Here is a 26,911-nt window from a genome sequence, read left to right as displayed (position 1 = left end):
TTGTAGTTCCCCCTTTTATTTTCTCAGCTTCGGATCCAATGCATCTGAAAGTCCATCACCGATCAGATGGAAAGTCAGCATTGTAAGTACGATCATCAGACATGGGAAGAACAATTCATGTGGGTAAAACATAAGCTGCTGCTGTCCTGCTGATGCAAGTGCTCCCCAGCTGGTTTCCGGTGGTCTTACTCCAAGTCCGATATAACTTAAGAAAGCCTCACTGAAAATAAATCCCGGAACTGACATCGTGATATCAACCATAATAATTCCAAGTGTATTCGGAAGAAGATGTTTGACAATAATACGTCCGGTTGATGCACCAAGTGCTGTTGCTGCCTGCACATAATCCTGTTCTTTGATCTGAAGGATCTGTCCTCTTACCATACGCGCGGTTCCTACCCACGCGGTAAGGCTCATTGCAAAAACAAGGGAGAACATACTTCTTCCAAGTACCATGGATAAAATTACTACAATGATCAGATATGGCAGGTTTCCGATAAATTCGCAGATACGCATGATGATGTCATCTACCAGTCCGCCTTTTAATCCTGCCAGCGCTCCAAGAAGTGCTCCGATCACAAACATTACCAATGTACAACATAAACCAATATAAATTGAAATACGTCCACCTACACAGACACGGGTAAAGAGATCTCTTCCCATATCATCTGTACCAAACCAGTGTGCACTGCTTGGTCCCTGATTCTTGATCGACGCATCGATCAGCTGATAATCCTGTCCTGTGACCATTGGTCCGATAAACAGGAGCACTACGATCAGGCCTAATAATATAAGACCAAATATTGCAAGTTTGTTTTCCCTGAATCTTCTCCAGACATCCGCCCAATAGGTCAGGGATTTCTCTCCGATATCTTCACCAGATAATCCTTCCGTCCCAACACGTTTAAAATCATCTGATTCATTCCATTCTTCTGTCATTACTACCTCTTTTGTACTCATCAGAAGCCCTCCTATTTCTTACCTTTTGCAACTCGGATTCTCGGATCGACGATTCCATACAGAATGTCTACTACAATCAGCGAGCCAACGAACAAAATAGCAAAGAAAATTGTAAGACCGATTACCATCGTATAATCATTATCCGAAACTGCTTTTACATAGTAGAATCCAAGTCCCGGAATCGCAAACATACGTTCAAGGATGAATGATCCTGCAAAAATTCCTGCCAGAGAAGGTCCGATCATAGTAATGATAGGAAGCATTGCATTTCTCAAAACATGTTTCCGTACAACTCTCTTCTTTGTACATCCCTTTGCTTTTGCTGTAATAATATAATCTTCTCCGATAACAGATAAGGTACTGCTTCTCATATATTTTGTATAAGATGCGATACCGCCGATCGCATATGCGGCAACCGGAAGAATATAATGTTTCATTTGTCCCCAGCCGAATACCGGCACCAGTTTCCACTTAAATGCCAGAAAATACTGCAATACAGATGCAAATACGAAACTAGGAACACAAATAGCTAATACAACGAGTACCCTTATGACATGATCCACCGGTTTTCCCCTGTTAAGAGCCGCTACCATTCCAAGACATATACCAATCGTTGTCTGGAAGAGTAGTCCCAACAAACCTATCTTCGCTGATACCAGCGTATTGTTTTTAATAATGTCATTTGCTGACTGACCGGTATAAATAATAGATTCTCCGAAGTCTCCTGTTGTAAGAAGATTCTTCATATAAGTTGTATACCGTTTTACTACCGGCTGATCGAGTCCGTATTTCTCACGGATAATCTGCTGTGCCTGTTCAGGCATCTGACCAACCTTCGCAGCGATCGGATCTCCGGGAGCACCTGCTACCAAGAAAAATGTCGCTGTCGTAATCAAGAACAATGTCAAAACAGCATATGCCAGCCTTTTCCCAATAAATTTAACCATACCTTCAGTTCCTTTCTCCTTTTTTCTTTTGATTTTCATACAGAACATGCGGGACAACCATGTAGTGTAATTCTATCTCTTTACAGATATCTTCGACTGTCCCTTTATGAAACAGATCCAAAATTCTCTGATGATTGATGTGGACCACATCAAATGGTACCAGAGTTTTTGTATCCATCGTATAATATGCCGCCGTATTCCCTCCTTCCAGTATTTTCCAGATTCTATGAAGTTTTTCACTGTGTGCGGTCTTCACAATACATTCATGGAACTGTTCATCGAATTTTATAACATCATACAGATTTTTCTGATTGGCCGCTTTCTCCATGGAAAGAACAAGCTTCTGCATCTCTTCATCCTGTTCTTTGCTGATCTCTCCCCCGCACATCTGCACTGCCAGTTTCTCAAGCGTAGACTGGATCAGGTATGTTTCCTGCATCTCTTCATAAGTCATCGTCTTTACTACGCAGCCTTTCTGCGCTTCATATACAACCAACCCTTCTTCTTCAATCTGCCTGAGAGCTTCTCTTAAGGGACCTCTGCTGACTTTCAGCTCTTCTGCTACTTTTGCCTCTATAATTCGTTCTCCCGGTTTGATCTCTCCTGATAAAATCTTATGTCTTAAAATTTCAACTACTTGCTCTCTTAATGTTTTACGTATTATCATTTTGTCTTCCTTTTCACAATTTTTTAGAGTTCATAGGCTTATTTAATAATGTTACTACGATAAGTCTACATCATTTTGTGCAGAATGTCAAATGCAAACATTTGTCATTCTGCATTTTCTTCTATAAAAAACAAAAATCTTGCAAGAATGTTAAATATTTCTCACAAGATTTTTGTTTTTTTATAATATCTTTCACTTATTTCAGTACCAGTTTTGCTGCTCCGCAGATTCCTGCATCATTTGCAAGTTCTGCGAGTGCAAATTCTGTATCTTTGTCTGCAAAGAATGCCATTTCTTTAAATGGACCTTTGATGTAATCCAGCAGAACCTCTCCGGCTTTTGATACCCCTCCGCCGATTACGATAACCGCCGGATCACAGGCAGCTGCAAGGTTCGCCAGCGCATGTCCCAGATACTTTCCAAATTCAGTTGCGATTTCGATTGCAACTTCGTCTCCGGCTTTCACTGCATCAAACACTTCTTTCGCAGACATCTCTGCCACATTTCTGAGGGTACTTGGTTTCTCATCTTTTGCAAGACGCATATTGGCAAGTCTTGTGATTCCTGTTGCAGAAGCATACTGTTCCAGACAGCCTTTCTTTCCACATCCACAGGTTTCTGTCTCCTGGTAGTTTACACACAAATGACCGATCTCTCCGCCAGCACCGTGTGCCCCTACAAGGCACTTTCCATCCACGATGATTCCACCGCCAACACCGGTTCCAAGGGTAACCATAATAACATTCTTGTGGCCTTTTCCGCCACCTTTCCACATCTCACCAAGCGCAGCTACATTTGCATCATTCCCCGGAATCACTTTCATTCCGTCAAGAAGCTCTTCCAGTTCACGTGTCACTTCTTTGTATCCCCATCCGAGATTTGCTGTATTCTGAACAATTCCATCCTCGGTTACCGGTGCCGGAAGCCCCATTCCAAGTCCGATGATCTGTTCCTTCACCAGTTTCTTTTCTGCCATCTTTGCTTTCACTGCCTGCGCAATATCCGGGAGGATTGCTTCTCCCTGGTTCTCAGTACGTGTCTTGATCTCCCATTTGTCAAGAAGCTCTCCGTCTTCCTGAAAAAGTCCCATCTTTACTGTCGTTCCGCCTATATCGATACCAAAACAATATTTCATCTGTCTCCTGCTCCTTACATATTCTTTTTTAGATTTTCTTGTACTCGGCGGTACAGCTCCTGCGCTGCGTTATAGCCCATTTGTTTCTGTCTGTGGTTGACTGCCGCTGATTCTACGATAATGGCAACATTACGTCCCGGGCGGATTGGAATACTGTGACATACAACCTTATTACCAAGAAATTCTGTATACTCCTCAGTAAGTCCAAGCCTGTCGTACTCGCGATCCTTGTTCCAGTCCTCAAGCGTAATGACGAGATCAATATTTTGTGTCTCTCTTACACTCTGCACACCAAACAGCGTCTTTACGTCAATGATACCAATTCCGCGAAGTTCAATAAAATGGCGGGTAATATCCGGTGCTGTACCAACAAGAGTATCATCACTGACCTTCCGGATCTCCACCACGTCATCTGTTACCAGACGATGGCCTCGCTTGATCAGCTCCAGTGCCGCCTCACTTTTACCGATACCGCTGTCTCCCATGATCAGAACACCGACTCCATAGCAGTCCACCAGTACCCCGTGAATTGAAATACACGGTGCCAGTTCCACTTTCATCCAGCGGATCAGTTCTGCTGAAAAGGAAGAAGTCTGTTTATCCGTAATAAATACCGGAATATTGTTCTTCACTGCTTTCTCCAGAAATTCCGGATCCGGCTGCAGATTTCTGCAGAAAATAAAGCATGGAATCCCATACTCAAGCAGTGTATCATATATTTTCATCTTATGCTCATATTCCAGTGTCTGCAGATAAGTGTACTCTACATATCCGATAAGCTGAATCCGTTCGCAATCAAAATGATCAAAAAATCCGGCGAGCTGAAGTGCCGGACGGTTAATATCCGGAATTTTTACTTCCCGCTGTGTCATATCGACATCCGGAGTAAGATTTCTAAGTTCCATCTTCTCTACGATTTTTGTTAATGTAACTCCCATAGTCCTGTCTCCTTTTATTGTTCTTCCATCAGAGTAGCTTCTGTATCTTCCTTTTCGCTTCCCCTGAAAAAATTATACACGTTTTTTGCCGATTTTTCATCCATTGATGGAATTTTTTTCAACTCTTCCACCTCTGCATTCTTAATCTCATCCAAGCTGGCAAATGTCCGCATCAGTGCTTTCCTTCTCGCAGGTCCGATTCCCGGAATATCATCCAGGATCGAATGCACTTGTCCCTGACTACGCAGTTTCCGGTGAAATTCTATAGCAAATCTGTGTGCCTCATCCTGCACTCTTGTGATCAGCCGAAACCCTTCGGAATTGCGGTCGATCGGAATCTCGATATTCTGATAGTAGAGACCTCTCGTCCGATGGTGGTCATCTTTGACCATACCGCATACCGGAATGGATAAATGAAGTTCATCCAGTACTTCCAGTGCTATATTAACCTGTCCTTTTCCACCATCCATCATGATCAGATCCGGAAAAACATTAAAACTTCCCAGCTCTTTCCCGCTTTTCTGTTCCTCCAGACCATGCCGGAATCTTCTGGTGAGGACCTCACGCATACTTGCATAATCATCCGCCCCCTGCACACCCTTGATGTGGAACTTACGATAATCGTTTCGTTTCGGTTTGCCCCTCTCATAAACGATCATCGACCCTACCGAGGCAAATCCATTGGTATTGGAAATATCATACGCCTCCATACGCACCAGGTTATTAAGGCCAAGCAACTTTTCTATTTCTTTCACTGCACCGATCGTTCTTCCTTCTTCACGCTTGATACGCTCCTTATCTTTTTCCAGTACCATCTTTGCATTTTTCGCTGCAAGCTCAACAAGCTTTTCTTTTTCCCCTTTTTTCGGAATACGGAAATGAACCTTATGCCCACGTTTTTCTCCAAGCCATGCTTCCAGGATCTCCCGCTCTTCCGGTTCCACCGGAAGCATCAGTTCGCCCGGAATATATGGCGTTCCGGCATAAAACTGCTTGATAAAGCTGGAGAGGATCTCTGCATTTTCATCTCCCTGGGCAATCCGCAGATAAAAATGATCTCTGCCGATCAGACGACCATTGCGGATAAAGAATACCTGTACCACCGCATCCTCATGCTCTCTTGCAAGAGCCACAATATCCCGGTCCTCGCCCCCTGTATCGGTAATCTTCTGCTTCTGTGCAATCTGCTTCACGCTGTGCAGAAGCTCCCGGTATTCAATTGCTTTCTCAAATTCCAGATCATCCGATGCCTCCTGCATCTTTTTCTCCAGATCCTTTAAGATTTTATCATAATTTCCTCCCAGGAATTTGAGTACTTCATCAACCGACTCTCTGTATTTTTCCTGCGAAATATACCCCTGACACGGTGCATCGCACTGCTTGATATGATGATAGAGACAGCATCTTTCTTTCCCGATATCGCGCGGAAGGATGCGGTTACAGCTACGCAGACGGTAAAGCTTCCGGATCAGTTCGATCGTATCTTTTACCGCCGTCACACTGGTATAAGGGCCGAAATACTTTGACTTGTCCTTCTTCATCTGCCTTGCCATCATAATCCTTGGATATGCTTCGCCGGTTGTCACTTTGATAAATGGATAACTCTTATCATCCATCAGCATCGTATTGTACTTTGGCCGGTGTTCCTTGATCAGATTGCATTCCAGAACCAGTGCTTCCAGTTCCGAATCCGTCACGATATACTCAAACCGGGTGATATGCGTCACCATCTGGTCAATCTTGGCCCCCCGATTCCTGCTCGGCTGAAAATACTGTCTGACACGGTTCTTCAGGCTGATCGCCTTTCCAACATAAATGATCTCGTCCTTTTCCCCATGCATCAGATAGACTCCCGGTTTCCCAGGAAGTTTTTTAAGTTCGTCTTCAATAATAAATGTCTGATTTTCCATAGTCACATTATACCTTGCTTCCTGCAGACAATACAAGTCATTCTTTCAAAAGAATCTACAGAAAAAAGAGGCTTCAGAACCTATTGTTCTGAAACCTCTGCATCTTCTGTTATTTTAGACTAGTCACGCTTCTGCGGAAGGATGAATCCGTCTTCATCTCTTTCTGCTTTCTTCTGCGTTTCTTTCTCTTCCTGCTGTGCTGCTTCGGTATCTGCCTCTTTCTTCGGCATCTCGATCGTCTGCTCTTTTACAGGATTCTCTTCTTTCTTTTCTTCCGGTTCCGGAATTCCTTCACATCTGCGGTAAATCTTCATGAATTCTTTTCCGGTGATCGTCTCTTTCTCAATCAGGAATCCGGCGATCTGATCCATCGTTTCACGATGCTCGGAAAGCATTCTCTTCGCTTCTGCATATGCTCCCTTCAGCATCTTCATAACTTCCTGATCGATTTCTGCCGCGGTTGCCTCTCCGCAGTTCATAACAGCTCTTCCGTCCAGATAACGGTTCTGGATAGATTCCAGTCCGATAAGTCCGAATTTTTCAGACATACCATACTGTGTTACCATCGCTCTTGCGATCTTGGTTGCCTGCTCAATATCGTTCGATGCTCCGGTTGTAACTGTGTCAAACACCAGTTCCTCTGCTGCACGTCCTGCAAGGGCTGTCACCAGCATTGCTTCCAGCTCAGCCTTGGTATTCAGGAACTTCTCTTCCTCCGGTGTCTGCATCACATAACCGAGTGCACCCATGGTTCTCGGAACGATTGTAATCTTCTGTACCGGTTCTGCATCCTTCTGAAGGGCAGTTACCAGTGCATGACCGACTTCATGGTATGATACGATACGGCGTTCTTTCTGACTCATGATACGGTCTTTCTTCTCTTTACCCACAAGAACGACCTCAACAGCTTCAAAAAGGTCTGCCTGGGATACAACATTTCTTCCTTTTTTTACTGCATTGATCGCAGCCTCGTTGATCATATTGGCAAGATCTGAACCGACTGCCCCGGAAGTTGCAAGTGCAATCTCTTCCAGATTGACTGTCTCATCCATCTTAACATCTTTGGCATGTACTTTCAGGACATCAATACGTCCCTTGAGATCTGGCTTATCTACGATGATACGCCTGTCAAATCTTCCCGGACGGAGAAGCGCCGGATCCAGGATCTCCGGACGGTTCGTTGCCGCAAGAAGCAGAAGACCTTTATTACTGTCAAATCCATCCATCTCTGCAAGGAGCTGATTCAGTGTCTGTTCTCTTTCATCATTGCCACCAAGCTGTGAATCTCTGCTTTTTCCGATCGCATCGATCTCATCGATAAAAATAATACACGGCGCCATCTGCTGTGCCTGCTTAAAGAGGTCTCGTACTCTTGACGCTCCGACACCGACATACATCTCAACAAATGCAGAACCTGAAAGAGAGAAGAACGGTACTTTTGCTTCTCCGGCAACTGCTTTTGCAAGAAGTGTCTTACCGGTTCCGGGAGGACCTACAAGAAGTGCTCCCTTCGGAAGCTTCGCTCCGATTCCGGTGTATTTGCCAGGGTTATGCAGGAAATCGACTACTTCCTGCAGGGATTCTTTTGCTTCATCCTGACCGGCTACATCCTTAAATGTGACTCCGGTAGATTTTTCCACATACATCTTGGCATTGCTCTTGCCAACGCCCATCATGCCGCCACCCTTTGTCATACGGCGCATCAGCATCACGCCCAGACCGATCATGATCACAAGCGGAACAATGTTGACCAGAAGATTCATCACCATATAAGATGTAGAATCCGGTATCTTCTGTTCATACTCAACACCTGCTTTATACAGTCTGTCCGAAAGGGTATCATCCTTCACAATACCGGTATAATACTGCTTCCTTGTCACATTACTGAACAGACCTGTACTGTCATCGCTGCTGTCCTTACTGCTGCTGTCGTTGTTATCTGCTACAGAACCTTCGACCACATCGCTCTCAGAAGCGCCTTTTTTCTTGCTGTTCTTCATCTCAGCTTCTGTCTTCGCTGTGATCATGATCTTGTCATCCTCGATCACAACTTTCTTAACTTCCCCGGAATCTACCATGTTCAGGAACTGATCATAGGTAATCTCCCGGGCATCTGTGTCTTCCCGGAACTGATACAACGCAAATACGATAAACGAGATCAGCATAACGGTAAATAATATAATATTCCATCTTTGGCGGTTATTTTTATTATTCGGGTTATTATTTCCCGGAAGGTTTTGCTTATTTCTATTATTCTGGTTATCCATACCTACCTCCTAAGTGTCGTCCTCTCTATTATAAGTAGGCGTTTTTTAGAAATCAATGAAAAATTTATGAAAAGATTGTAAAAAAGTCATATTTTATAGTATACTAGGTTTGAATTGCTTCTATGAAAGTAAAATTATGGACAAAAAGGATGGAACTTTATGAAAATTGGGTTTGATAATGAAAAATACCTGCAAATGCAGTCTTCTCACATTCGTGAGCGAATCAATCAGTTTGACAACAAACTGTATCTCGAATTCGGTGGAAAGCTTTTCGATGACTATCATGCTTCCCGCGTGCTTCCTGGATTTCAGCCGGACAGCAAATTACATTTACTAAAAGAATTATCGGATACCGCAGAGATTGTGATCGTTATCAGTGCAGCCGATATTGAAGCCAACAAAATCCGCGGTGACCTTGGGATCACTTATGACACTGACGTTCTCCGCCTGAAAGACGAATTTGAAGCCAATGGTCTCTTTGTCGGAAGTGTTGTTATCACACAGTACTCCGGACAGAACAGTGCCGATCTTTTCAAAGGACGTCTGGAAAAGCTTGGCATTAAAGTTTATATCCATTATGTAATAGAAGGTTATCCTTCCAACATCCCGCTGATCGTAAGTGACGAAGGATACGGAAGGAACGAATATATTGAGACAAGCAGACCTCTGGTTGTCATCACCGCACCTGGACCTGGAAGTGGAAAGATGGCTACCTGCCTTTCCCAGCTCTATCATGAGCACAAGCGCGGAGTCCGCGCAGGATATGCCAAATTCGAAACCTTCCCGATCTGGAATATCCCGTTAAAGCATCCGGTCAACTTAGCATATGAAGCAGCTACTGCTGACCTTAACGATGTAAATATGATCGACCCGTTCCATCTGGAAGCTTACGGTGTTACTACCGTCAACTACAACCGTGACGTAGAGATCTTCCCTGTACTGAGTGCAATTTTTGAGCGCATTTACGGAGAAAATCCATACAAATCACCAACAGACATGGGTGTTAACATGGCTGGTAACTGCATCTGTGACGATGAAGTCTGCAAAGAAGCTTCCCGTCAGGAGATCATTCGCCGCTACTACCGCACCATGGACCGTTTCCTTTCCGGTGAATGCCCGAAGGAAGAGACTTATAAGGTCGAGCTTCTGATGAATCAGGCAGGAGTTACCGTACATGACCGTAAGGTTGTTGATGCCGCTCTTGCACGCGCTGAAGAAACCGGTGCACCGGCTGCCGCTCTGGAGCTTCCGGACGGACGCATCGTAACAGGAAAAACCTCTGACCTGCTTGGCGCATCTGCTGCCCTGATCCTGAACGCCTTAAAAGAACTCGCCGGAATCGATCATGATATGCACCTGATCTCACCGACTGCCCTGGAACCGATCCAGAAAGTTAAAACCGAATTCCTTGGAAGCAAGAACCCAAGACTTCACATCGATGAAGCTCTGATTGCACTTTCTATCAGTGCCTCTTCCAATCCGGTTGCTGAACAGGCACTCAGACAAGTCCCGAATTTAAAAGGCTGCCAGGCTCATGTATCCGTTATGCTTGCAAATGTAGATATCCGTCTGTTCCAGAAGTTATCCATCCAGGTTACATCTGAACCGAGATACGAGAAAAAACCGATCTATCAGTAGACAAATATTATATTTTTGATTTTTATACACCCATTTCAAAAAAAATTGTTGTATTTTTTTCTGGAATGGGTGTATACTTTTAAAGTATTTTATAGGGGAATTGATTTCAAGGGGAAATCAAAGTAGCGAGGGAGCCACATAAATTTGTTTTTATGGGGTTTTTTTCTATTTTTATCTGTCAGAAGGTTATACCGGACTTTTCTGATGAATAGAAATCGCATTCTATCTTATTTTTTACAGAACACAATGAGTAGTAGACAAAAAATTACCATAAGGAGGGAACTGGAACTATGGCAGTTAAGTATGTATTTGTTACCGGAGGCGTTGTCTCAGGTCTTGGAAAAGGAATCACAGCAGCTTCTCTTGGGCGTCTGCTCAAGGCACGCGGGTACACAGTTACAATGCAGAAATTTGATCCGTACATCAACATTGACCCGGGTACAATGAATCCGGTACAACACGGTGAAGTTTTTGTAACAGACGATGGAGCTGAGACAGACCTTGACCTTGGACATTATGAAAGATTTATCGATGAAAGTCTTACCAAGAACTCGAATGTAACGACAGGAAAGATTTACTGGTCCGTTCTTCAGAAAGAACGTCGTGGAGATTTTGGTGGAGGAACCGTACAGGTCATCCCGCATATCACGAATGAGATCAAGAGCCGTTTCTATCGTAACCCTGCAGCTACAGATACCGAGATTGCGATCATCGAAGTCGGTGGAACCGTCGGAGACATCGAAAGCCAGCCTTTCCTGGAATCTATCCGCCAGTTCCAACATGATATGGGACATGACAATGTTGCGCTGATCCACGTCACACTGATCCCATATCTGCATGCTTCCCAGGAGATGAAGACCAAACCGACTCAGGCAAGCGTAAAAGAATTACAGGGAATGGGAATCCAGCCGGATATTCTGGTCTGCCGTTCTGAGCATCCACTGGATCAGGGAATCAAAGACAAGATCGCCCTCTTCTGTAACGTGCCATCTGATCACGTTCTTCAGAACCTGGATGTGGAATATCTTTACGAAGCACCACTCGCCATGGAAGAAGAACATCTCGCTTCCGTTGTATGCGAATGCCTGAAGCTTGACTGTCCGGAACCGGATCTGAAAGACTGGAAAGAGATGGTCGAATGCCTGAAGCATCCGACACAAGATGTAACAGTCGCCCTGGTCGGCAAATATATCCAGCTCCATGACGCATATATCAGTGTTGTTGAAGCATTAAAACATGGCGGCATCTACAGCCACACAACCGTAAATATCAAATGGATTGACTCTGAAACTGTCACACCGGAAAATGTCGATGAACTTCTCGGTGATGTAAGTGGTATCCTCGTACCTGGTGGATTCGGTGACCGTGGTATCGAAGGTAAGATCGAAGCCATCAAATATGCAAGAACACATAAGGTTCCGTTCCTCGGACTCTGCCTTGGAATGCAGCTTGCCATCGTAGAATTTGCAAGAGACGTTGTCGGATATCATGATGCACACAGCGTAGAACTGAATCCAAACACTACACATCCGGTCATCCACATCATGCCTGACCAGATCGGTATTGAAGATATCGGTGGAACCCTTCGTCTTGGTTCTTATCCTTGTGTTCTTAACAAAGAATCAAAAGCTTATAAATTATATGGAAAAGAAGAAATCCACGAACGTCATCGTCATCGTTATGAAGTCAACAATGACTACCGTGATGCTCTTACCCAGAACGGTATGCTCTTATCCGGACTTTCTCCGGACGGCAGAATCGTAGAGATGGTGGAAATTCCGGAACATCCTTGGTTCATCGGAACACAGGCACATCCGGAACTCAAATCCCGTCCGAACAAACCACATCCGCTGTTTAAGGGATTTGTGGAAGCTTCTCTGGAATATAGTAAAGAGAAGTAATAAAATGAAATTATATCGTTTCTAAGTAAAAGAAACTCCAGAATCAGCAGTATAAAATTGATTCTGGAGTTTTTCTTTATTCATTCTTTTTTAACTATTTTAGAATTCCGTATATACATATGATTGATAAGATCGGTCCAAACCATTTCACTATGAAAAGAAATGTGTTTTGAATGGAAAATATCCATTCACTATTTGCTGCCAAAATACCATTTCCTGTTGTAATTTGAAACTGCCGCCAATTACGGCGGCAGCAAAACATTCTTCTATTATCTGTAATTAATTTTCATCAGCAATCTCAATCAGTTTATCCAGCAGTTCAGAATAACTATATCCCAAATCTTCCATCAGCTGCGGATACATGGAGATACTCGTAAATCCCGGAAGGGTATTGATCTCATTCAGGTAAACGTGATTGGTCTTCTTATCCAGGAAGAAATCCACACGGCTCAGTCCATGTCCGTCAATTGCCTTAAAGGCACGAACAGCATACTTACGGATCTGTTCCTGAATCTCTTCATCTACTTTTGCAGGGATACATGTCTTACTCTCTGCATCTTCGTATTTGGATTCAAAGGTATAGAATTCACCATGAGGCATGATCTGTCCGACTCTGGATACGATGATGTCATCATTTCCAAGAACGGCTGTCTCAAGCTCGATACAGTCTACACATTCTTCTACAACGATGTGTGTATCATACTTCGCAGCTTCTTCCAGCTTTGCCATCAGATCTTCCTCTTTATCGCAGCGGTAACATCCAACACTGGATCCGGAACGGCTTGCCTTGATAAAGCATGGCATACCAAGTTCTTTCATAATCGAAGCTTCTACTTCTTCTGTTTCTTCCATGTCTTTTTCGACAACGACCAGTCTTCCGTCATTTCGTTTTTTCACATATACGGATTTAACCTGCGGAATTCCTGCACTTTCAAATACTTTCTTTGCAAAAATCTTATCCATACATGCACTGGATGCAAATACACGGCATCCTACATACGGAAGCTGTGCCAGTTCAAATAATCCCTGGATAGTTCCATCTTCTCCGTAAAGTCCGTGAAGTACCGGGAATGCAACATCCTGACTTCTCAGAAGATCGAATACACCTTCTACCACTTCCGCTCCGTCAAGCCAGGTATCTTTTGACAGGTCATTATCTTCCTGCTTTAAGATGTACCATTTCCCATCTTTTGCAATGCCGACAAGTGTAATCTCATATTTATCTTTATCCAGATGCTTCATCACTGAATTACAGGAAATTCGTGAAATTGAATGCTCACTGGACTGTCCGCCACAAACAACAAGTAACTTTTTCTTCATATCAGTTTCCCTCTGTTTCTTATCATATACTCTTCTCCGGTTCCCTCCGGATACTACTTAGAATAATTTACCACGTCCGCCATGCATTTACAATAAAAGTTTGGAATTTCAATAAATTTTTAAGCATTTTCCAGGCTTTCTACAAATGCAAACAGCTCTTCCATCGATCCCTGGTAATCGCTTTCGATTGGAAGATCCTTTTTATTTTCCTTCGTATCTGTAACAAGGAATGTCTTTACGCCGAGTTTCCGAATTGCAAGATCCTCTTCCACGTCATTTCCTACCATCAGACACTCTTCCGGTCTAAGATGAAACTGTTCAAGAATTGTTCGGTAATAGTCCACATTTGGCTTGCAGTAACAATTATCCTCATAAGTTGTGATCAGCTCAAAATCCTCTGCATCCAGTCCCGCCCATTTGATCCGGTTCATCGTTGCCACCTTTGGAAATACCGGATTGGTTGCAAGGTAGGTGCGGATTCCTTTTTCCTTTGCCTTTTTCACAACCTTGTCCGACAGACTGTTTGGCTGCGTCACCGCAATTGCCTGGTTAAATTCATTTGCATAGAAATCAAGGGCAATCCGTTCGGAATTCTCCGAATCCGTCGGAAGCAGTTCGTCCATATACTGCCAGAATGCTTCCCGGTTGGTACAGCTTCCGTCATTATTCACCATCGCTCCATAGCCCTTCCACACGGATGCGATAAATGCTTTCGGATCAAAGGAAATCCCCTCGGATATATATTTTTTTGCCAGAAGCGGCATATAAAAGGTAACAAATTCGTCCTGGTTCATCGGAAGCAGCGTCCCGTCAAGATCAAATAAAATATGTCGAATGTGCATTATTCTTCCTCCAGATTCAGATGATGTAACTTTTTGTAATAAGAGTCCAGCGTATACAAAGCAGCCACCGGATTATTTCCAAGCACCCGATCCTTTACAACCAGCGTTGTACTCGGCGCCTCGGCATATTTGTAAAAGAGGCTGTCATGTCCCACGCAAAGTCCCATCACGATATTGATGTCCGTCTTCTCTTTGTTCAGCATCTGCGCCTGCAGGATTGGGTTACACATATGAACTCCGACCTCCTCGCACCGTTCCGGAATGCCGACCTCGGTCTTTGGAACTTCTCCGATCTTACAGCCCACACCGTACACTTCAAAGCCGTATTCTCTCAAAAGTCCTGCCAGCAGGTGGCTTTCCTTTAAGAGTCCCACACAGCTTGCAATTCCGATCTTCTTGGCACCCAGTTTTTTTGCCCAGCGGATCGTCTCCTCCACACGGGTTGCCTGGCAGTAAAAATCGTGCTCGATCTCGGCACTTGCACGCATGATCTTCAGATCTTTTTCATCTCCCAGATAGGTATCAAGCGCCCTCTGCCGGTCTTTCAAGTCCATATTATGCGACACGCAAAATCCAGGATATGGCTTATGATTCTCTATATTCTGCTTTACATTGCATTTCTTGACATTGCAATCTATACATGACAACTTTTTTGTTTCTTCCACTTTTTTCTGCCTCCTCTTGATATACAGATAAGGATAACTGGTATTTTGGGAAAATGCAAGCACGGAATAACTTTACTTGTTTCCGCAAAAGTGTTATCATTATACTAATTCAATTTTACAAAAAAAAGACATACATATGAAGTTTCTAATTTTACTGATTATTGCACTGGTCATCAGTTCGATCGGGTTTAAAAAAATTGTCTGGTTCATCTCGCTTGTCTATTGTTTCTCTATCGCCGGAATCGGCGTGGGCCTGATCGTGCTGTTCTTTAAAGAGCTGACCATCCCAACTCTGGTGATGTCCCTGCTTTTTATTGTGTACGGATACAGGCTCGACGGATATCTAATGATCCGTGAACGCAAAAGTATTTGCCGGAATGATCGCCGCGCTGATCATTGGGCGGCAAGTGATTGATTGCGGTCATTTTGTAGATGTGAAAAAAAATATTCTGTATTCCAGTTTAACTAACAAGACCTTTCAATTACTACACAAGAAAATCAAAAAGGAGATTCTGTATGAAATCTACAACAAAACAATGGATATTTTTCTTAGCTCTCCCAATTTATACTCTTTTAGGTGCGTTTTTATTGCAAAGAATTATCTATGTATATTTGAATGGTCTTATTTCAGAAATGCTCTTTTTATTGATTACGATTATTCCGTCAATTGCAATTATAATTTATATTTCTGTCTATAATAAGTCTCTTGAAGAATACGGATTTCATTTACATAAACCAATAATTCAATTATTTTGTGGAATCGTTCTTTATGTATTTATGGGAATCTTTTTCCGTTTTACTTTCTTATCCCCACCACCTTTTTCTGAAGCACTCCGTAATATAATTGCTAAATTTGACCGAATAAACATAGCTAACTTTTTCTACATATTTAATATGCTTTTAAATGTACTGACCGAAGAAATTCTCTGGCGTGGATTTGTTTTGACTTTTTTGTCAAAGAAATCAAATAATTTCTTTGCTATTTTTATTACTTCTATTTTCTTTGGATTGATGCATTTTCCTGTTACTTATTCTTTTACACAGGTTATTAATACATGTATTATTTCCATTTTATATTGTTCTTTAAGAACTTTTTTCCCTGATAAATTTAGCATTCTCTCACTTACAGTTACTCATTTTCTTTGGAATGTGGCTCTCTATTAAAATATATTTTTGAGAAATAAGTTTGAATCTAAACTGTGAATTTTTCTACACTAAAAATTTTTTTCAGAAATGCTAACAAAATATAAACCAAAAATTTTTGACCTAAAATATAAGGTTTTAACCCCAATTTAAAGTAAGAAAATTTGACATTTCAACAGACACATGATAATATGACTATAGAAAAAGAGTGCTACCGATAGACGGTTAGCCCTTATACTAATTGATTAAAAATAACCGTTCAGTTTGCAGGCTGGGGCGGTTATTCTTGTGTCTTATTATTATCTTTGCCGAATGTGTATCCGACACAAAAGCAGGTGATTCCAAAACTCACAACTGCAATAAAATCCAAAATACTCATTGGCTTAGCCCTCCTTTCCAGCAGATTCCTTATCAAGGTTTCTATGTAATCAGAGGGTCACAGGTCTCCGTTCTACTTCGGTCGTTGCAAAACGAGTGCCACTAGCACTCTGCACCCTCTGAAAAAGGACTAACCACCACCGTTATGATAGCACCCATGCTTTGATTATATCAGCCGTGAAATTTCACCACAGTAAATTTATCAGTTGGATTCCAACAAACTCTTATCAATGATCTGGAAATTCGCCCGGTGTATGTACAGCGCTTTCCCATCGATCATCAACTTCGTAAACTTTGGCAGATCATCCGGGATTTCCCAGTACACATCTTCTCCACTATACGCTACGATCGGCTGTCCCAGTTGGGATTTGATAACAACAACTCTGGCTTTTCCAAACATATTTTTATACTTATTCAGGACACCTGCGAACGCAGTATTGTCTGTAATCTTACCGCTTGCATTGCTTTCAATATCCTCCTGCGTAAAATCCACATCCGCTTTCAACGCGTCCTGCGCAAAAATACAGGTATCACCACAGCTCTCGATTTCCTTTCCATCGATTGTAATCGTAATGACAGAGGAAAGCTCATATCCCGTGATAACATTACCGTCTGAATCATAGCTTGAAGTTTCCACTGCATTTCCCTGCACATTGATCTTGTCTCCTGTGGTTGTCATTACACGATTCCCGTAATTATCATAGGTCGTGATCGTGTACGAATTCCCCACTAATTTTCCTGTAATATCGTTCAATTTGGAGCTGAGCATACTGCATCCCGCAAGCGCTATAGTCATGACTGCGCATACTACTGCCATTGCAAATCTTTTCTTTTTCATAAATTTTCTCCTTTGTCCTTTCGCAGAATCATCTTTTTGCCATTACCTTACTTTATCTTAAGTATCCCTGTATAATTATGTAAAATGTCGTCCGGCTGCATCGCATCCGATACCATGGCAATCTCAAGCTTATACTCTGTATCCTCATCACCAATTGATCCCTGAACCGGCACATACCGGTCAAAGCAAACATTTTGTTTCTTTTTTGTTGTGACAATTATCGTGACATAATCCTCCGTTGTCTGAAGCTTGTAGTAGATATCTTCTTCCGGGAATGTATCCCTTGCCCGGTCGATCATGTCCGCATAATTGTAATATTCCGATTTGTCACCAAGACCTGTCGTTTTTTCATCGATCGCATTCTGCAGCTTTTCTAAAACTGCTGCTGTCCTTGCCTCATTTTGCCTGCACTCGATCGCTGATGTAATATTCACATACAGTGAAATAACAAGTATAATCCCAGCCATAACCGCTATTGATGTTAGCCAGACCATGGCAAGCTTTGATTTCTTTTTCTTTACTTCCTCTTTTGTGAGATGGATATTCGAAAATTCGTTTACAAAATATATCGGATTTTCATTTCCGTAAGCAATAATCGCATCGACCGTGTCATAACCTCTTTCAACACTGTATTTCTGCCATACACCATATTCTGAGTAAAACTTTTCCAGCCTGTAATAGAACGATAAAAACCATCCTGTATATCGTTTTCTCCGGATAAAAAACGCACAAATCCCGCCAATAAGAATTGCAAAATATCCGACTCCCATTACGCCATAATAAAGACCTTCTATTTTCGATACCTGCTTTTCCGGCAATACCGCAAGTAACTGATATTCCCCATTCTTTTCTTTTTCCCAGTATGTCTGAAACCGACTGCCATAAGAATATTTGATCGGATCCATTCCAAGTTCTGCAAGTGTGTAACTTACATGCTCACCTTTATTCGGATTTTTCAAGCGCAATGACTCGCCATCCTCCTGCACAACTCCAATTACGCTCTTTTTTCCTATGAGAGAATATCCTGTTACACTTTCAAACGGATCATACTGACCGGCTCCGAAAAACCATACCAGTGAAAGGATCATATAAACGACAAAGAGTTTTATGAGTTCTTTCCACACGTTATATTTTAAAGACCTTTCTATGATCTCTTTTTCATGTGCCGGGATTCCGGGCAGTGTGCTGTACCAGGAAGCGAACCGCTCTCTTTTGGTTTCCTCATCCATTGCTTTTCTTAGATTCATTGCTGTTGCAAGCTGCATCTTCTTTTCCTCCTTTGTACATCTTCTTAAGGATAACTTGTATTTTTTTGAAATGCAAGCGTCCTCTGGTATTCTTCGAAAATCAACAAAATCATACGAACTACTTCGTTTTCAAAAAATTTCTTTATTTTTTGACATCGTTTTATTTTTGTGTTAAAATTCAGATACTAAGATATATACATCATTTAAGTTCAATCAATTATACTTTGTAATTTTTAAGGATGGATCATACCAATGTTCAATTTTAAATTTGCTCTTCTTCCACTCCTCATCCTTTCAATTGGATTATCCGGATGTACAAAGCTAAATAAAGATGTCTCCAAAACACTCTCTATTGTTATAGAACCTGCTTTTAAGGAGCAGGTTCTTGATGCTGTAAAATATGCCACATCCAAAAATAACTCTCTGGAATTTGAAATTAAAATATTATCTCCTGATCCTGATAAAAGATCTGCAGAAATTCAGAAACTCCGTACACAGATCATGTCTGGAAAAGGTCCTGACTTATATCTTGTTAACTGTTCCACCGATGGAGCTGCGCAGATGAACGAACCTCTTTTTGAAAATCCTTATAAGGCAATGCAAAGTGGTGTATTCGCCTCATTGGATAAATATATGAAAAAAGATTCTTATTGGCAAAAGGAAAACTATAATCCGTCTTTTCTTCTCCCCGGTCAATATCAGGAAAGACAATATATTCTTCCTCTTTCCTGCCACTATAATATGTTAATCTCCGATACTGTACTTGATTATACACAGGAAAATGATACCTTAGAAGATTGGATTTCAAATATAAAAAGTTCTTCTGACCACGCTCTGAAAAATGCACTATTCGAATTAGATAATATCAGTGGTAACTGGTTTCAACCTGCTGCGGATTACAATTCCGGTCAGATTTTCTTTGATAAGGAAAAGTGGAGTAATTTCGCATTAGAATACTTATTATTTAAACAAGATTATTTAGAAAATGAAAAGACAAATAATACTGATACTAGCTCTTCGCATATTTTAATCTCATCTTTGGATGACATAAACGAACACACAACGCAAATAGACATAATCCCTGATATTCAGGGAAAAAAAATGGCTGCCATTCGTTGCTTTGGTGCTGTAAGTATGGCATCTGATTATAAAGAAGAAGCTTATCACTTCTTAATGTATTTTTTAAATAACGTAATTCAGGAATCAACTAGTACTAATGGAATGTCACTAAGCGCAAATGGTGTCCTTGGAACAGATTATCCGGTACAAGTATCTGCCATCCGTACAAAACTGTCCTTCTTAGATCAGTCAAAACAGGATTTAGCTATAAAAGCATTTCAGTCCTTAGAAGGAGCATATTTTCCGACAGAAGTTGAACATTTTATTTATGAAGAGATTATAGAAAATAGTAGTTTATTATATAGTCCGCAAACTGATTTTAAAAAGATATGGCAAGATAAGCTTTCGGCTTTAGCAGACAAAGCATGGAATGATTATCATACACAGGTGACAGAATAGTTTTAAGTGAAAGCGAGCGTGATGCAATGAAAAAAAAGAAGAAGGGATTCTTACTGGCTTTCCCTGCAATATCAGGATTTCTTTTCTTTTATCTGATCCCATTTTTGATTGTTTTGTGGTATTCTGTTTCTTTTGGTATCGGAAAACGCGAATTTGTAGGTCTTGATAATTATAAAGAACTATTTAAAAATACAATGTTTTTACTGGCAGTAAAAAACACTTGTAAATATATGCTTGTTACAATACCAGTTACTTTAGGGACAGCTCTCTGTATTTCTGTAATTTTACAACAGATTACGAAAGGTCAGAAAATTTTCCGACTCTCTTTTCTTTATCCAATCATCATGCCAATCGCATCTATAGTTTTAGTCATCCAGTTTTTTTTCAAAAATAATGGTTTTTTGAATCTGATACTAAACTTTTTTTATCTTCCTGAAAAAGACTGGCTTCATACCTCAAGCGCTTTTTGGATCATCTGTATTTTATATTTCTGGAAATTTGTTGGATATTATATTTTCATTTATTCTTCCAGACTTCAGATGATTCCGAAAGAATATTATGAATATGCCAGTCTTCACGGAGCCGGAAAATGGCAGAGCTTTTATTATATTACCTGTCCTATATTGTTTCCGGTTATCCTTTTTACATTAATACTCTCCATAATGAATGCGTTTAAATGCTACAGAGAAGCCTTTTTACTTGGCGGAACTCATCCAGACAACAGTATTTATTTTTTACAACATTTTATGAATAATAATTTACAAAATCTGAATTACCAAAAGGTTTCCGCCAGTGCAACTATTATTACCGTATTTATTCTTTTTCTAAGTGGTCTTATCTATATGATATACTATTTTCTAAAGAGGAGGACTGCCGATGCATAAGTACAAACAGTACACCCGGCTCTTTGTTTTTTCGATCATAGCCTTTATTTTTTTATTTCCAATTATCTATCTGATTGTATTTTCAGTTTTTCATTCAGATACCGGATTTTCTCTGATGAATTATTATAAAGTTTTTCTGGCAAAACCTGATTATCTGATAAAATTTTGGAGAAGCCTTGCCATGTGTCTGATGATTGCGGCAGGACAAACCCTTTTTTCCTGTATGTCAGGAACAGCATTTGCAAAATATTCTTTTCCTCTGAAAAAATTCTGGTTTATACTATTTGCACTATTTATGATTTTACCGATTCAGGTAACACTGCTGCCGAATTATATTTTATTAGAAAAACTAAAACTTTTAAACAGTTGGAAAGCTTTGATAATCCCTGCAATATTTTCACCTTTTGGAACTGTATGGCTTACTTTCGTTTTCCAGGCAATCCCAGATTCTACACTTGATGCCGCAAGAATGGATGGCGTAAATCAGCTACAAATGATTCGCTACATTATAGTTCCAAATTCAAAACCTGCCGTTATCACATTATTTATATTAGTATTTACAGAAAGCTGGAATATGGTTGAACAGCCTATCCTTTTTCTCGAAAAAGAAACCGACTATCCCCTTTCTGTTTTTCTCGCATCACTCAATCAAAATGCTGTTGGAATTCAATCCGTCTGTGGTCTACTATGTTTACTTCCAGTGACATTTTTCTTTTTATATTACAATACAGAATTGACGGATGGACTAAAAGATATTTTATGGAGTTGATAAAATGATGAAAAAGAAAACCTGGAATGCCGGATGTATGATCCTGATTTCTTTAATGATCTGTACTATTTTATCCATCCGTATAGAAAAATGGATGCAGATACCTGTAGAGATTGCAACGATCAGTCAGACAGAAGAAGAAAAGCTTAATTCTACCATCCGTATTCCCAAAAGTTGCTATAATACCGATACAAATATGATTTTTTATCTGGCAGAGCAAGAAGGAGTATTCGGAACAAAATTTCTCGCCTTTTCAAAGGCTGTCGATCCTCTTTCCATAACTGCAGATAGTATTCTTCTTCCGGAAGAAAAAGATGAAAAAGGACAACTTTTGCAGATCATAAAATGGTCTACATATCCATTAAAAGATGGAGATGAAGTCACCATCGATCAGGAAGGGGAACATAAAAAACAGTCTGGTGAAAACAGACGTATTTTAGAAAAGCAAAAATCTTTTTTCTTTTTGTTTGGAATAACCGTCCTGATTTTAATTTTTATCTTTGCTTTTGGAATTAAAGATTTGTATAAGTTTCCTGCCGGAGATTATAGAAAATGTGTCAGAGGAATGCTACTCATTCTGATTGGATTTGGTATCTTATGGAAAATTACTGCACTTGTGAATATTCCGCGAGAATATCTGCCTCCGGAATGTATATTGGATCTGGGATTTTATTTACATTAATCTATAAAACGGATAAAGTCAAACTGCTATATGAAAAAGTTTTAAATCGCAATAGCAGTTTGACTTTCTTCTTTTTATCCTATCAATACTTTTTTTCCTTCAAATGCAAAACCATAATGATGAATCTCTTCTTTTTTTAGACCTCTGTCATATAGTTCTGCATCATAACATTTTTCTTTAATCTGTGTCAGTGCCGTCTGCACAGTGTCTTCCAACGATTCTTCTCTTTTTATATTTCTCACTTTAAATTCCATAATAATCGCCGGATACTTTTTTGTTTCTTTTATTTTAGGAATCATCATCACGTCATAACGTCCAAAACCACTTTCTCTGTTCGACCGAATCTCATAGATATCAGTCTGATCCGCAATGAGTCCCAGAACAAATCCATGATAAAATCGTTCCGGTTCATTTTGTCCTACATCAAAATAACTGAATGTTGTCATTATAATCTGATTCATATAATAGTTCATAGCATCTATATCATCACTTAATAATGCCTTCATGAACTGATTATAATTGGATTGATTCTTTGCGAACCATCTTTTAAACATAGTTGTAAACATTGCTGTTGTTTCCAGATTGGTGATTCGCAGATGATACCATGGCTCTAACAAAACGCCCCGATATTCTATCTGCTCTGCTTTCAGATAACCACTTACCAGCATCAGGCTCCAGATTGCATTCTCATCTTGATCAAGCTGCTCAAATACGATTTGTTCATCAAAATTAACTACGATTTCTTTTCCCTGCAGCAATTCTTCCATCTTTTCTTTGATGTCTGTGGAAGCTTTTCGAATCAGTTCATCAATCATACTATTTGAACTGGTATCTGCCCAATAAGGACGGACCTGTTTTTTATCTAAAAATTAGTAATTGACCAAGGATTATAGATATCATGCGTATTTCCAAATATAAAACCATCATACCAGGACTTTACAAGCTTTTTCTGATTGTTCATCCCACGCTCTTCTAACGCCTGAAATACTTCTTCTTCCGAAAATCCGAAACAGGTTTCATACTCCGTTGATGTCGTTGTTACAACGTTAAGATTATTTAAATCTGAAAATACAGATTCTTTCGACACGCGTGTAATCCCTGTCATCATTGCTCTTTCCAAATATGGATTTGTCTTAAACGTTGCATTAAATAAACTTCTGATAAATGCTGTAAATTCTTTCCAATATCCATAGAGATAAGCTTCCTGCATCGGGGTATCATATTCATCCAGCAAAATAATAACTTTCTTTTTATAATACCGGCTCAGGCAATTTGCCAGATTTTTTACCGCATTACAGATTGTATCATTTGCCACCTGTTTTTTGATTCCTGGATTTTTTGCATAATAATCTAACTCTTCAAAGCATTTCCTCTCACCATCCGTAAGTTCATTACTTTCAAGCAGATACCTATGTTCTGAATAGGCTTCATTGATCGCCATGATAATCCCATCTCTGGCATCTTCATAATTACTGCCTTTAATTGCGGCAAAACTCAGAAAAATTACCGGATAGGTTCCTTGCATTTTACGATACTTTTCCTTTTTCCAGACTGCCAATCCTTTAAAAAGGTCTTCCCGTCCTGTAAATTGATTGGAAAAGAAACAATTCAGCATACTCATATTCAATGTTTTTCCAAATCTACGCGGTCTGGTGATCAAAGTAATTTCATCTTTTGATTCCCACCACTTACAGATCAGATCTGTTTTATCAATATAAAAACAATCATTCTCCCGAAGAGATACAAAATTCTGTTTTCCGATACTGATTACTTTTTGCATGAAAGATTTCCTCCCTTCCTGAATATCTATGGGTTATTATATCCTATTTGTTTCTTATCTTTCAACCGCTTATTTGTGTTAAATTTCTTTTCCTTCTGTGATGGTAAAATAGGTAAACTTTTTATGATCCATTTGAATTTTTATTGTGATGGAATGATTCTTTGATTTTTCTTCTTTTATCAATTCTAAGTCTACTTTTACAAAGTAACTATTAGATTCTTTTGTTATGTTAATGTCTATTAAATTGTAGGAATCGTATTGTTGCAGAATTTTTACTGGTAAATAATAAAATGTCTTTAAGAAAGATTGGAATGCCGCTTCTGTTATGAAGTATTTTTGCAAAGGCTGAGATAAGGATTGATTATCACTTCCGGTTTCCAGAATTTTTTTGTATTCTGTCTCTGCCCTGGAATCGTCATTTAGCCATTCATATATGAAAGTAGTAATTACTTCTTTGTCCGGCTGATATTTCTGCAACGATATTATGATTATCGCACAGAGAACAATAATAGTACCAATGGAACTGGATAATCTTTTTTTCATAGGCATTATTTTAAACCTCCTTTGTTCTTTATAAATATCATATATATGATTTTTATTGATGGCAATATTTTTTACAGTTTTTCATATTTATTTTTTGCTTCATTGATACACATTTTTACATGCGTTATACTGAAAAAAATGATTGCAAAACTTAAAAGCCGAAAATGAATCAACGAAATAAGGAACTATTATTGATCTAGATACTATAAAACTCAAAAACAAGTCAACAGAATAAGAATATTTTATTGACTTAGATACTGTAAAATTCAAAGCTAATCAACGAAATATGCAGATATAGTTGATTTAGAATTTCAGAAATTAAAAACAGATCAACAAATTCGTTTAATCTGGTTGATTGAAAATTACAGAAATCATAAATAAATCAACAAATTCGGCGTTGCTAGAGATGTTGGAAAATAATTGAATTAAATTTAGGGAACGCAAGACAGGCGCGGGAAGCGGAGCTGAAGCTCCTGTTCCGCTGGAGATTGATTAGTTTGTAGAATGATGCACTCTACTCTTTTGCCCCGACACATACGCTGTGCTGCATTCGGCTAATGCTGTCGCATCATCCGAATGAGAGCTGGCGCTCTATATAAAAATAAAAAGATGGGGCTGTGAAATAAGTCCCTAAAAGAAATAGGACCATTCGTTCATGCGAAAGGTCCTATTTTTGTGGTAAAATTAACTTGCGGTGAAAACTTTACACAATAATTATTGTAATTCAAAACAAGGATATTTACCACTGTTTCTTTCAGATTGTTTGGATCTGCTGGATCCTGTTTTAACATTTGACAGATTGATGGGAGGAATCGATTTAAACAAGTATCTGACGGATATTCCGGAGTACACAACCGGACGACTCAGATATAATCCAGTCAACATGTTAAAAACAGTACTTTTCGGATTTATGACTAGCGGCTACTGCTCTCTGAGAGAACTGGAAGACAACTGCAAAGTTAATATCAGGTTCATGTATCTCATGGATCATCAGACTCCGTCATACAGAACCTTTGGATATTTCATCAATGAAATACTTCAAGATAAGATTGAAAACATTTTTAACGACATCAATCATGCTATCTTTAACGAGGAGCATGTAGATCTGCAACATCTCTACATCGACGGCTCCAAGTTTGAAGCGAACGCAAACAAGTATACCTGGGTATGGAAGAAGGCTACCGAAAAGTTCCGTTACAAGCTTTACGAAAAAATCACTGCGGAGATTGAGGAAATTAATGCAGAAATCGCATGGAGCGGGGTGCAGATCACAACAAATCCGGAGTATGTACCGGATTATCTGAATGAAATCGTTGAGCAGCTAGTACTTTTATGGGAACTGGATACAAGTACATTTGTTTACGGAAGTGGAAAGCGAAAATCCAAAGAACAGCGTCATTATGAACACTTGACTACTTTCTGTCAGAAACTTCAAGAATACATACAAAAAATTGAAATCTGTGGTCCTAATCGAAACAGTTACTCTAAAACAGATAACTCAGCTACCTTTATGCGTATCAAAACGGATTACATGGGCAATGATCAGCTTCTGCCAGCATATAATGTACAGATTGGTGTAGCAGATGAATATATTGCAGTTGTTGACGTGAACCATTATCGTTCGGATATGGATTGTTTCGTTCCTTTGATGGAGCACTTCAAACAAACTTATGGATTCTATCCCAAATATCCTGTGGCAGATGCTGGATATGGCTCATACAACAATTATATTTTCTGTGAACAGAACGGAATTGAAAAGTATATGAAATTTCCAATGTTTAAAAAGGAAACTAAGGATCAGAAATATCATGAAGATCCATTTCGTGCAGTTAACTTCAGAATTGATGAGCAAGGTGTCATGAGATGTCCTAACGATAAAGCATTCCATTTTTTATACAGAAAAAATGTGAGGGGAAATCAATACGGACGTAAGGAAGAA

At 40.0% G+C, this 26,911-nt stretch carries 22 protein-coding genes and 1 pseudogene; 9 read left to right on the top strand and 14 right to left on the bottom strand.

Annotated elements, in window-relative coordinates:
- Nucleotides 1–15 precede the first annotated feature (15 nt).
- From PG418_RS12655 to ftsH, 7 genes are all read right to left on the bottom strand, one after another.
- Entirely contained in the window at nucleotides 16–960 is a 945-nt protein-coding gene (locus tag PG418_RS12655; RefSeq protein WP_008374461.1) for an ABC transporter permease, read from the bottom strand.
- 11 nt (nucleotides 961–971) lie between these two features.
- A complete protein-coding gene (locus PG418_RS12650; RefSeq protein WP_044999327.1) occupies nucleotides 972–1,907 on the bottom strand; it encodes an ABC transporter permease in 936 nt (311 codons plus the stop codon).
- A 4-nt stretch (nucleotides 1,908–1,911) separates the two neighbouring features.
- On the bottom strand, nucleotides 1,912–2,574 hold the full coding sequence (locus PG418_RS12645) for a GntR family transcriptional regulator (RefSeq protein ID WP_008374458.1): 663 nt from the start codon (nucleotides 2,572–2,574) through the stop codon (nucleotides 1,912–1,914).
- Nucleotides 2,575–2,770: 196 nt separating this feature from the next.
- Nucleotides 2,771–3,709 carry an ROK family glucokinase gene (locus PG418_RS12640; protein WP_008374456.1) on the bottom strand — a complete coding sequence of 313 codons (939 nt, stop codon included), beginning with the start codon at nucleotides 3,707–3,709 and terminating at the stop codon, nucleotides 2,771–2,773.
- A 14-nt stretch (nucleotides 3,710–3,723) separates the two neighbouring features.
- On the bottom strand, nucleotides 3,724–4,647 hold the full coding sequence (hprK, locus tag PG418_RS12635) for an HPr(Ser) kinase/phosphatase (protein ID WP_008374454.1): 924 nt from the start codon (nucleotides 4,645–4,647) through the stop codon (nucleotides 3,724–3,726).
- Nucleotides 4,648–4,661: 14 nt separating this feature from the next.
- A complete protein-coding gene (gene uvrC, locus PG418_RS12630; RefSeq protein WP_211133659.1) occupies nucleotides 4,662–6,557 on the bottom strand; it encodes an excinuclease ABC subunit UvrC in 1,896 nt (631 codons plus the stop codon).
- A 119-nt stretch (nucleotides 6,558–6,676) separates the two neighbouring features.
- Entirely contained in the window at nucleotides 6,677–8,824 is a 2,148-nt protein-coding gene (ftsH, locus tag PG418_RS12625) for an ATP-dependent zinc metalloprotease FtsH (protein WP_173692252.1), read from the bottom strand.
- A 159-nt stretch (nucleotides 8,825–8,983) separates the two neighbouring features.
- On the opposite strand from ftsH, the gene PG418_RS12620 reads away from it, so the two are divergent.
- Entirely contained in the window at nucleotides 8,984–10,462 is a 1,479-nt protein-coding gene (locus PG418_RS12620) for a DUF1846 domain-containing protein (RefSeq protein ID WP_008374444.1), read from the top strand.
- A 290-nt stretch (nucleotides 10,463–10,752) separates the two neighbouring features.
- Nucleotides 10,753–12,363, top strand: coding sequence for a CTP synthase (gene pyrG / locus PG418_RS12615; RefSeq protein WP_022220297.1), 1,611 nt, complete (start codon nucleotides 10,753–10,755; stop codon nucleotides 12,361–12,363).
- Between the two features lie 279 nt (nucleotides 12,364–12,642).
- On the opposite strand, the gene PG418_RS12610 is transcribed toward pyrG, so the two are convergent.
- The 3 genes from PG418_RS12610 to PG418_RS12600 all read right to left on the bottom strand — a co-directional run bounded on the left by PG418_RS12610 (nucleotide 12,643) and on the right by PG418_RS12600 (nucleotide 15,190).
- On the bottom strand, nucleotides 12,643–13,683 hold the full coding sequence (locus tag PG418_RS12610) for a D-alanine--D-alanine ligase family protein (protein WP_055246753.1): 1,041 nt from the start codon (nucleotides 13,681–13,683) through the stop codon (nucleotides 12,643–12,645).
- A 119-nt stretch (nucleotides 13,684–13,802) separates the two neighbouring features.
- Nucleotides 13,803–14,525: an HAD family hydrolase gene (locus PG418_RS12605; RefSeq protein WP_055156476.1), complete on the bottom strand. Its 723-nt coding sequence runs from the start codon at nucleotides 14,523–14,525 to the stop codon at nucleotides 13,803–13,805.
- Nucleotides 14,525–15,190, bottom strand: a complete 666-nt coding sequence (locus PG418_RS12600; protein WP_173692254.1) for a DUF1847 domain-containing protein — start codon at nucleotides 15,188–15,190, stop codon at nucleotides 14,525–14,527. The genes PG418_RS12605 and PG418_RS12600 overlap by 1 nt, the downstream gene beginning before the upstream one ends.
- 136 nt (nucleotides 15,191–15,326) lie before the next feature.
- On the opposite strand from PG418_RS12600, the gene PG418_RS12595 reads away from it, so the two are divergent.
- Nucleotides 15,327–15,605 carry a hypothetical protein gene (locus tag PG418_RS12595; protein ID WP_173692255.1) on the top strand — a complete coding sequence of 93 codons (279 nt, stop codon included), beginning with the start codon at nucleotides 15,327–15,329 and terminating at the stop codon, nucleotides 15,603–15,605.
- A 101-nt stretch (nucleotides 15,606–15,706) separates the two neighbouring features.
- Nucleotides 15,707–16,354, top strand: a complete 648-nt coding sequence (locus PG418_RS12590; RefSeq protein WP_173692256.1) for a CPBP family intramembrane glutamic endopeptidase — start codon at nucleotides 15,707–15,709, stop codon at nucleotides 16,352–16,354.
- A 559-nt stretch (nucleotides 16,355–16,913) separates the two neighbouring features.
- Here the strand turns inward: PG418_RS12590 and PG418_RS12585 are convergent.
- The gene (locus tag PG418_RS12585; RefSeq protein ID WP_498837476.1) at nucleotides 16,914–17,549 is read right to left on the bottom strand and encodes a DUF5052 family protein; all 636 of its coding nucleotides are present in this window, start codon (nucleotides 17,547–17,549) and stop codon (nucleotides 16,914–16,916) included.
- 47 nt (nucleotides 17,550–17,596) lie between these two features.
- Nucleotides 17,597–18,814, bottom strand: a complete 1,218-nt coding sequence (locus tag PG418_RS12580) for a hypothetical protein (RefSeq protein WP_117824124.1) — start codon at nucleotides 18,812–18,814, stop codon at nucleotides 17,597–17,599.
- A gap of 234 nt (nucleotides 18,815–19,048) precedes the next feature.
- On the opposite strand from PG418_RS12580, the gene PG418_RS12575 reads away from it, so the two are divergent.
- From PG418_RS12575 to PG418_RS12560, 4 genes are read left to right on the top strand one after another with little or no spacing between them, the layout of a single operon-like run.
- Nucleotides 19,049–20,314, top strand: a complete 1,266-nt coding sequence (locus PG418_RS12575) for a hypothetical protein (RefSeq protein WP_498837475.1) — start codon at nucleotides 19,049–19,051, stop codon at nucleotides 20,312–20,314.
- 26 nt (nucleotides 20,315–20,340) lie between these two features.
- Entirely contained in the window at nucleotides 20,341–21,198 is an 858-nt protein-coding gene (locus tag PG418_RS12570; protein WP_008374422.1) for a carbohydrate ABC transporter permease, read from the top strand.
- Nucleotides 21,191–21,967, top strand: a complete 777-nt coding sequence (locus tag PG418_RS12565) for a carbohydrate ABC transporter permease (RefSeq protein WP_022220100.1) — start codon at nucleotides 21,191–21,193, stop codon at nucleotides 21,965–21,967. Before PG418_RS12570 ends, PG418_RS12565 begins: the two co-directional genes overlap by 8 nt.
- Before the next feature lie 4 nt (nucleotides 21,968–21,971).
- Nucleotides 21,972–22,649, top strand: a complete 678-nt coding sequence (locus PG418_RS12560) for a hypothetical protein (RefSeq protein WP_008374417.1) — start codon at nucleotides 21,972–21,974, stop codon at nucleotides 22,647–22,649.
- 74 nt (nucleotides 22,650–22,723) lie between these two features.
- Here PG418_RS12560 and PG418_RS12555 read toward each other — a convergent pair.
- Together PG418_RS12555 and PG418_RS12550 are read right to left on the bottom strand one after the other, a co-directional pair.
- A pseudogene (locus PG418_RS12555) lies at nucleotides 22,724–24,429 on the bottom strand (AAA family ATPase).
- A 78-nt stretch (nucleotides 24,430–24,507) separates the two neighbouring features.
- Entirely contained in the window at nucleotides 24,508–24,978 is a 471-nt protein-coding gene (locus PG418_RS12550) for a hypothetical protein (protein WP_055246762.1), read from the bottom strand.
- Between the two features lie 688 nt (nucleotides 24,979–25,666).
- On the opposite strand from PG418_RS12550, the gene PG418_RS12545 reads away from it, so the two are divergent.
- A partial coding sequence (locus PG418_RS12545) for a transposase (protein WP_498837474.1) occupies nucleotides 25,667–26,911 on the top strand: 1,245 nt, incomplete at its 3' end.

This window comes from Bariatricus sp. TF06-38A, assembly GCF_027690675.1.
Classification (GTDB): Bacteria; Bacillota; Clostridia; order Lachnospirales; family Lachnospiraceae; genus Allocoprococcus; species Allocoprococcus comes.
The sequence above is the reverse complement of the archived record's forward strand: the minus strand, read 5'-3'. Positions and strand labels throughout refer to the sequence as shown.